The following is a 6,723-nucleotide window of genomic DNA, read 5'->3' on the forward strand; positions in this document are numbered from 1 at the left end:
TTTCTCTCCTGTAAAATTTCAATCAAGAACATTATAGCATAGATAGGCCTAAGAAAACAGAAAAAATCAGCCTAAACAGACTGATTTTGAGGTGTTTTTTGGTTGCGTGCCAGCCAATAGAGGACATAGAGGACCAAGAAGCCAGTTGCCGCTAGAAATAGTCCGCTAATCTGATCAACGGCCAAAACCAAGACCAGACCTGATACCAGTAGTCGAGTAAAAGCTTGACCTAGCATAAAATAGGTTGATACCGCTCCGCCAATGGTTGCCAACTGCTCCTCTGGCATAGAATTGACAAACTTAGCGTTAAACTTAGGTCCGCTAGCTCCTGAACTAATCCCCATTGTAGTAAGGAAGAAGAAAATAATTGGCAGTTGATGTAGCAACATTCCAAAAAACACGCCAAGTAGAGAGAAGGTGGCTGCCACTTCCAGCGTCACCATGCTGGTCTTTTTGAAGAGGCTAAAGACCAAGGTCGAGCCCAGGATATGTCCGACAAAGAAAATCAAAATGGTCAGGGCAAGGGTTGTTTCAACATTAAGGAAGACAAGGCCTGGGTCTTCGCTAATCAGCAGGACCAGAATAGGATAGAGAATCGCTCCACAGGCGTTGATAAGAGGGTTGGTAATCAGGACCAGGCGGAACTCGGGAATCTTGCGCAGCTCCACGATGGCTTGCTTGAAGGAAGCTAGAATGCCTGGTCTCTTGGTTTCCTGCTCGGGCTGGCTCGGCTGCTCTGCTATTTTCAAAGGCTGCTCCGTCAGGAGTTTGCGAAAGGCTGGCGTCAGCAGCTGCATGATAAGGAGGGCGGCTAAAAAGGTGCCGGCGTTGAGAAAGGCCAGGTTTTGGTAGGAGAGGAGGCCGACCAGGAGGGCAGAGAGAGCCTGAAAGGCGATATTGAGGAGGCTGGTCACGGTCTGGCGAAAAGCCGAGTACTGCTCTCGCTCTTCTTTGGGCGCTACGCGCAATCCCAGAGGTGTATAGAGGCCGTTTTCATAAAAGCCAGCGAAGTCTGCAAAGACATTGAAAGTTGCAGCCACCACGACAATCCAGAGGGCTGGCTCAAAGCCCATGCAGAAGCCGAGGATGAGGTAGAGAAGGACACGAAAGAGCAGGGTCAGCTTAATGGTCCCGATTTTGTTGACCGTCTTGTCTGCCAGATAGCCTGTAAAGAGTCCCATAAAGCTAGGGAAGATTTCCGAGAAGGTCACAATCGCCAGAGCCAGACGACTGTTGGGCACCAGCAAAACATAGTTCATCAAGGCCAGATAATAGACCACATCGCCAAAATTGGACAACATATCCGCAGTCAGTACCCATAGGTAAGTAGCATTTTTCAAAATCTTTTTCATGATAATCCCTTTCTTTTGAATAATTTCCAGAATATTCCGACTTTTTAACCTATAGAGGAGCCTAAATAGACTGCTCTGTTCACTCTAGGTGTAATAGATATTCAAAGTGGAGAAGGCCATATCACCTGTGATATGTAGCATCTTTTCTCCCATACCAGTTGCATAGTTATTGACAGCAGACATGGAACTGTCTAGTTCCACGACCGCCTGCCAATTTGCCGGCAGATAAAGATTAACTGATGAGAAAGCTGCATCTATATGAAATTCAGCCTTATCTCCCAGAATAACCGCCTGATCAAAATAAACCATACTGGAGCCAAAGGCCACTTCCACACTATCGTAGGTAAAATTTTCCTCATGAATGTAGCGAGTAGAGGAGCCAAAAGCTATTTCCCGACCCTTATCGCCAATCACCCCTGTACCAACTCCATGAGCCGGTCTGCGCTTCTTGGGTTTAAAAATCAGTTTCAAGCCAAGGCAGAGCAGGACAAGTGACAGAACCATGTTCCAGGTCCCAAATTCCACCCAATCATAAACTGAGTTCACCGCTATAAAAGCTAGACCAAAACAAAAGATACTGGCAAGCCAATCCAGCTTCACCAAGCGGTGAAAACCAGTCACAAAGGTTAAAACAAACCAGACCGTTGTCCAAAATGGCAGAGCCAAATGCAAGCCAAGCGAATCCCTAAATAGGACCAAGACTGCTAGGACCAGCAGGGCAATCCCTAAACCATATTTTTTCATCTCTCTACCTCACTTCTCGTAACTTTTCTTTTAATAAATGATAATAATGCCGCGACACGTGGACTTCCTTGTGGGTCCGATAGAAGGAAATCCGACTAGTCCCTGAAAAGGATTTGTCCAGAGAATAAACGGCCTTGCTATTTGCAATGGTTGACTTGGAAACCCGGCAAAAATAAGCAGGGAGGCAGTCTTCCAGTTCATAGAGTTTCATCTTTACTTCATAGGCATCATCGCCTGTATGAGCAAAAATCTTGGTTCCATCCGTTTCAAAAAAGAGCAGGTCTTCTAGTTTCAAGAAATATTCACTAGTTCCTTTGTAAAAGACAAGCGAGGGACGGCTAACCTGTTGCAAAGCCTGCTGGATGCGTTCCAACTCTGGTCCTAGTTGGCTACTTCTGATAATCACTTCGACTTGCTCTAAGCTATCATCTAATTCAATACGAACTTTCATAAGACCTCCCTTTCATTTGATATACCTATTATATCAGGCTATGGTGTAATGGCAAGGGTTTTTCAGTAAGTGGTAAAAACGAGAGGGTAAGTGGTAACTTCAGACATACAAAAAACCTCGTCACAGGGACGAGGGATTTTTAGGAACATGGCAGAGCTAGTCCTCAGACTCTGCTTCTTTTTGTTTTTTTCGTCGTTTGAACAAGCCTCCAAAGAGCAAGAAGGCTCCAAGCAGACTAGTCCAAGCAGATGATTCTTCGCCAGTATTTGGTAGGATACCACTTCGTTGTAGCTGCTTACCACTCATACCTTCCAGTGAAATGGATTCTGAATGAGAAGTAGACCCTTCTTCACTCATAGATAGTGACTGTGACCAACGAACTGAAGTCGAAATAGATTCTGAAACGGATTCACTTACTGATTCTGAAATGGACTTGATAACCGAATCGGAGACGGACTCTGAATTTGACTCTTTGAGAGACTTGCTTACAGAATCAGAAATGGACTCTGATACCAACTCACTCATAGAATCAGAAAGAGAGACAGATGTGGAATTACTCATCAAATCAGATATCGATTCTGAATAAGACTCGGACGCCGATTCTGATACGGACGCAACTATTGATTCACTAATTGAGACTAGATGTGAGATTGAAGTCAGTAGAGATTCTTCCTCAGACGGTGTATATTCTGATGTCCGAGTTTCTTCCGAACGCCTGATTGAGGTCGACTCGGAAATTGATTCTGAAAGGGATTCAGACACGGACTCTGAAAATGACTCTGAAACGGATTCGCTGACTGACTCGGAAATTGACTCTGATACAGATTCACTTACTGATTCTGAAAGGGATTCTGAAACGGATTCAGATACTGATTCTGAGATTGATTCGGAAACTGATTCTGAAATGGATTCGCTGATGGACTCGGATACAGATTCTGAAATGGATTCAGACACGGACTCTGAAATTGACTCAGATACTGATTCTGAAATGGATTCTGATACTGATTCTGAGACGGATTCCGATACTGATTCTGAAATGGACTCAGAGATGGATTCTGATACTGATTCAGAGATTGACTCAGAGATGGATTCTGATACTGATTCAGAGATTGACTCTGATACTGATTCTGAGATGGATTCTGATACTGACTCGGAAATTGACTCTGAGACGGATTCTGACACCGACTCTGAAACGGATTCTGAGACGGACTCGCTTACTGATTCTGAGAGTGATTCTGAAACGGATTCACTAATTGACTCGGAAACTGACTCAGATGCAGACTCAGAAATGGATTCTGAGACGGATTCATATACTGATTCAGAGAGTGATTCTGAAACGGATTCAGATACAAACTCTGAAATGGACTCGGATACAGATTCAGAAATTGACTCGGAGACTGACTCAGAGATTGATTCTGAAATGGATTCAGACACGGACTCTGAAACGGATTCGCTGACTGACTCGGAAACCGATTCAGAGATTGATTCTGAAACGGATTCACTGATTGACTCAGAAACTGATTCTGAGATTGACTCGCTAACTGACTCAGAAATGGATTCAGAGACGGATTCTGAGACGGACTCGGAAACTGATTCTGATACTGACTCAGAAATGGATTCTGAGATTGATTCTGAAACGGATTCTGATACAGACTCAGAGACGGACTCAGATACAGACTCAGAAATGGATTCAGACACTGACTCTGATACTGATTCTGATACTGATTCTGAGTTGGATTCCGAGATGGACTCGGAGACGGATTCTGAAACTGACTCGGAAATTGACTCTGATACTGATTCGCTGACTGACTCTGTAATGGATTCTAAAACGGACTCTGATACAGATTCAGAGATTGATTCTGATACTGATTCTGAAATCGACTCTGAGATTGATTCAGAAATTGATACGCTGATGGACTCAGAGACGGATTCTGAGATTGACTCTGATACTGACTCAGAGATTGACTCAGAAATGGACTCTGATACTGATTCGCTGATTGATTCTGAAACTGACTCGGAAATAGACTCTGATACAGATTCACTTACTAATTCTGAAATTGACTCTGATACTGACTCTGAAATCGATTTGCTGATTGACTCTAATACAGATTCTGAAACTGATTCTGAAATGGATTCAGACACGGACTCTGATACTGATTCTGAAACTGACTCAGAGATGGATTCAGATACTGATTCTGAAACTGACTCGGAAACGGATTCAGATACGGATTCGGAAATAGATTCTGAAACTGACTCGGAAAGGGACTCGCTGACTGACTCGGAGATAGACTCTGATGTAGATTCTGATGTAGACTCGCTTACCGATTCTGAGATAGATTCTGATGTAGACTCAGAAATTGATTCACTTACCGACTCGGAGATAGATTCTGATACAGATTCGGAAATTGATTCGCTGACTGACTCAGAGATAGACTCTGATGTGGATTCAGAAAGGGATTCGCTTACCGATTCTGAGATAGATTCTGATGTGGATTCAGAAATTGACTCAGATACGGATTCAGAAAGGGATTCGCTTACCGACTCGGAAAGGGACTCTGATGTAGATTCTGAAAGGGATTCGCTGACTGACTCGGAGATAGATTCTGATACGGATTCTGAAAGGGATTCGCTGACTGACTCGGAAAGGGACTCTGATGTAGATTCTGAAATTGATTCGCTGACTGACTCGGAGATAGATTCTGATACGGATTCTGAAAGAGACTCACTTACTGACTCGGAAAGGGACTCTGATGTAGATTCAGAAATGGATTCAGATACGGATTCTGAGACTGATTCTGAGACTGATTCAGAAATGGATTCGCTAACTGACTCTGAGATAGACTCTGATACAGATTCGGAAATTGATTCGCTGACTGACTCGGAGATAGATTCTGAGACTGATTCTGAAAGAGACTCACTTACTGACTCGGAAATGGACTCTGATGTAGATTCAGAAATGGATTCTGATACAGACTCGGAAACGGATTCTGAAACTGACTCAGAGACGGATTCGCTGACTGACTCTGAAGCTGATTCTGAAATGGATTCAGAGATTAACTCAGAAACGGATTCGCTAATTGACTCTGATACTGACTCAGAGATTGACTCGGAAACGGATTCTGAGATTGATTCGGAAACTGACTCAGAAACGGATTCGGAAATTGATTCTGAAACTGATCCAGATACTGATTCTGAGATGGATTCGGAAACTGACTCAGAGACTGATTCACTAACTGATTCTGAAATGGACTCTGATACAGACTCAGAAATTGATTCGCTGATGGACTCTGATACAGATTCTGAGATAGATTCAGATACAGACTCAGAGACGGATTCGCTGATTGATTCAGAAACTGACTCGGAAATTGACTCAGATACTGACTCAGATAGTGATTCGCTGATGGACTCTGATACAGACTCGGAAACGGATTCTGAAACTGACTCAGAGACGGATTCAGATAGTGATTCTGATACTGACTCTGAAATGGACTCAGATGCTGACTCTGAGATTGATTCTGAAACTGATTCGCTGACTGATTCTGAGATTGACTCAGAGACGGATTCAGATACTGATTCAGATAGTGATTCTGATACTGACTCTGAAACGGATTCAGAAATTGATTCTGATACTGACTCAGAGATTGATTCTGAAATGGATTCAGACACGGACTCGGAAATTGATTCTGAAATGGATTCAGACACGGACTCTGAAACTGATTCGCTGAATGACTCGGAAACGGATTCTGAAACTGATTCTGATACTGACTCTGAAACGGATTCGGAAATAGATTCTGAGACTGACTCAGAGATGGATTCTGACACTGATTCTGACACCGACTCGGATACTGATTCTGAAATGGACTCTGAGACGGATTCTGAGATTGACTCTGAGACGGATTCAGATACGGATTCTGAGACAGATTCTGAGACGGACTCGCTGACTGATTCTGAAACTGACTCGGAAACGGATTCGGAAATTGATTCAGATACTGACTCGCTGACTGATTCTGAAATGGACTCTGAGACGGATTCTGACACCGACTCGGATACTGATTCTGAAATGGATTCTGAGACTGACTCGGAAACGGATTCGGAAATTGATTCTGAGACTGACTCAGAGATGGATTCTGACACTGATTCTGACACCGACTCGGATACTGATTCTGAAATGGACTC

General features: G+C 43.5%; 4 protein-coding genes and 1 pseudogene. All 5 read right to left on the minus strand.

The genetic code is table 11. The annotated features are described in order from the left end of the window. Positions 1–71: 71 nt before the first annotated feature. A complete protein-coding gene (locus tag ACEE44_RS04240; protein WP_449171377.1) occupies positions 72–1,352 on the minus strand; it encodes an MFS transporter in 1,281 nt (426 codons plus the stop codon). Between the two features lie 84 nt (positions 1,353–1,436). Next, positions 1,437–2,096 (minus strand): LiaF transmembrane domain-containing protein, encoded by a 660-nt coding sequence (locus tag ACEE44_RS04245; RefSeq protein WP_449171378.1) that lies wholly within the window; start codon positions 2,094–2,096, stop codon positions 1,437–1,439. A 4-nt stretch (positions 2,097–2,100) separates the two neighbouring features. Further along, positions 2,101–2,547 (minus strand): LytTR family DNA-binding domain-containing protein, encoded by a 447-nt coding sequence (locus ACEE44_RS04250; protein WP_449171379.1) that lies wholly within the window; start codon positions 2,545–2,547, stop codon positions 2,101–2,103. Positions 2,548–2,703: 156 nt separating this feature from the next. After that, complete coding sequence (locus ACEE44_RS04255) at positions 2,704–3,108, minus strand: LPXTG cell wall anchor domain-containing protein (protein ID WP_449171383.1); 405 nt, start codon at positions 3,106–3,108, stop codon at positions 2,704–2,706. 474 nt (positions 3,109–3,582) lie between these two features. After that, positions 3,583–6,693, minus strand: a pseudogene (locus ACEE44_RS04260) (DUF445 family protein); the annotation flags it as partial. Positions 6,694–6,723: the final 30 nt, after the last annotated feature.

Source organism: Streptococcus sp. 32226D021BW, assembly GCF_053545015.1.

Coding starts and splice junctions, on each gene's coding strand:
- ACEE44_RS04255 (WP_449171383.1), bottom strand. CDS start 3,108: ATGAGTAATTCCACATCTGTCTCTCTTTCTGATTCTATGAGTGAGTTG.
- ACEE44_RS04245 (WP_449171378.1), bottom strand. CDS start 2,096: ATGAAAAAATATGGTTTAGGGATTGCCCTGCTGGTCCTAGCAGTCTTG.
- ACEE44_RS04240 (WP_449171377.1), bottom strand. CDS start 1,352: ATGAAAAAGATTTTGAAAAATGCTACTTACCTATGGGTACTGACTGCG.
- ACEE44_RS04250 (WP_449171379.1), bottom strand. CDS start 2,547: ATGAAAGTTCGTATTGAATTAGATGATAGCTTAGAGCAAGTCGAAGTG.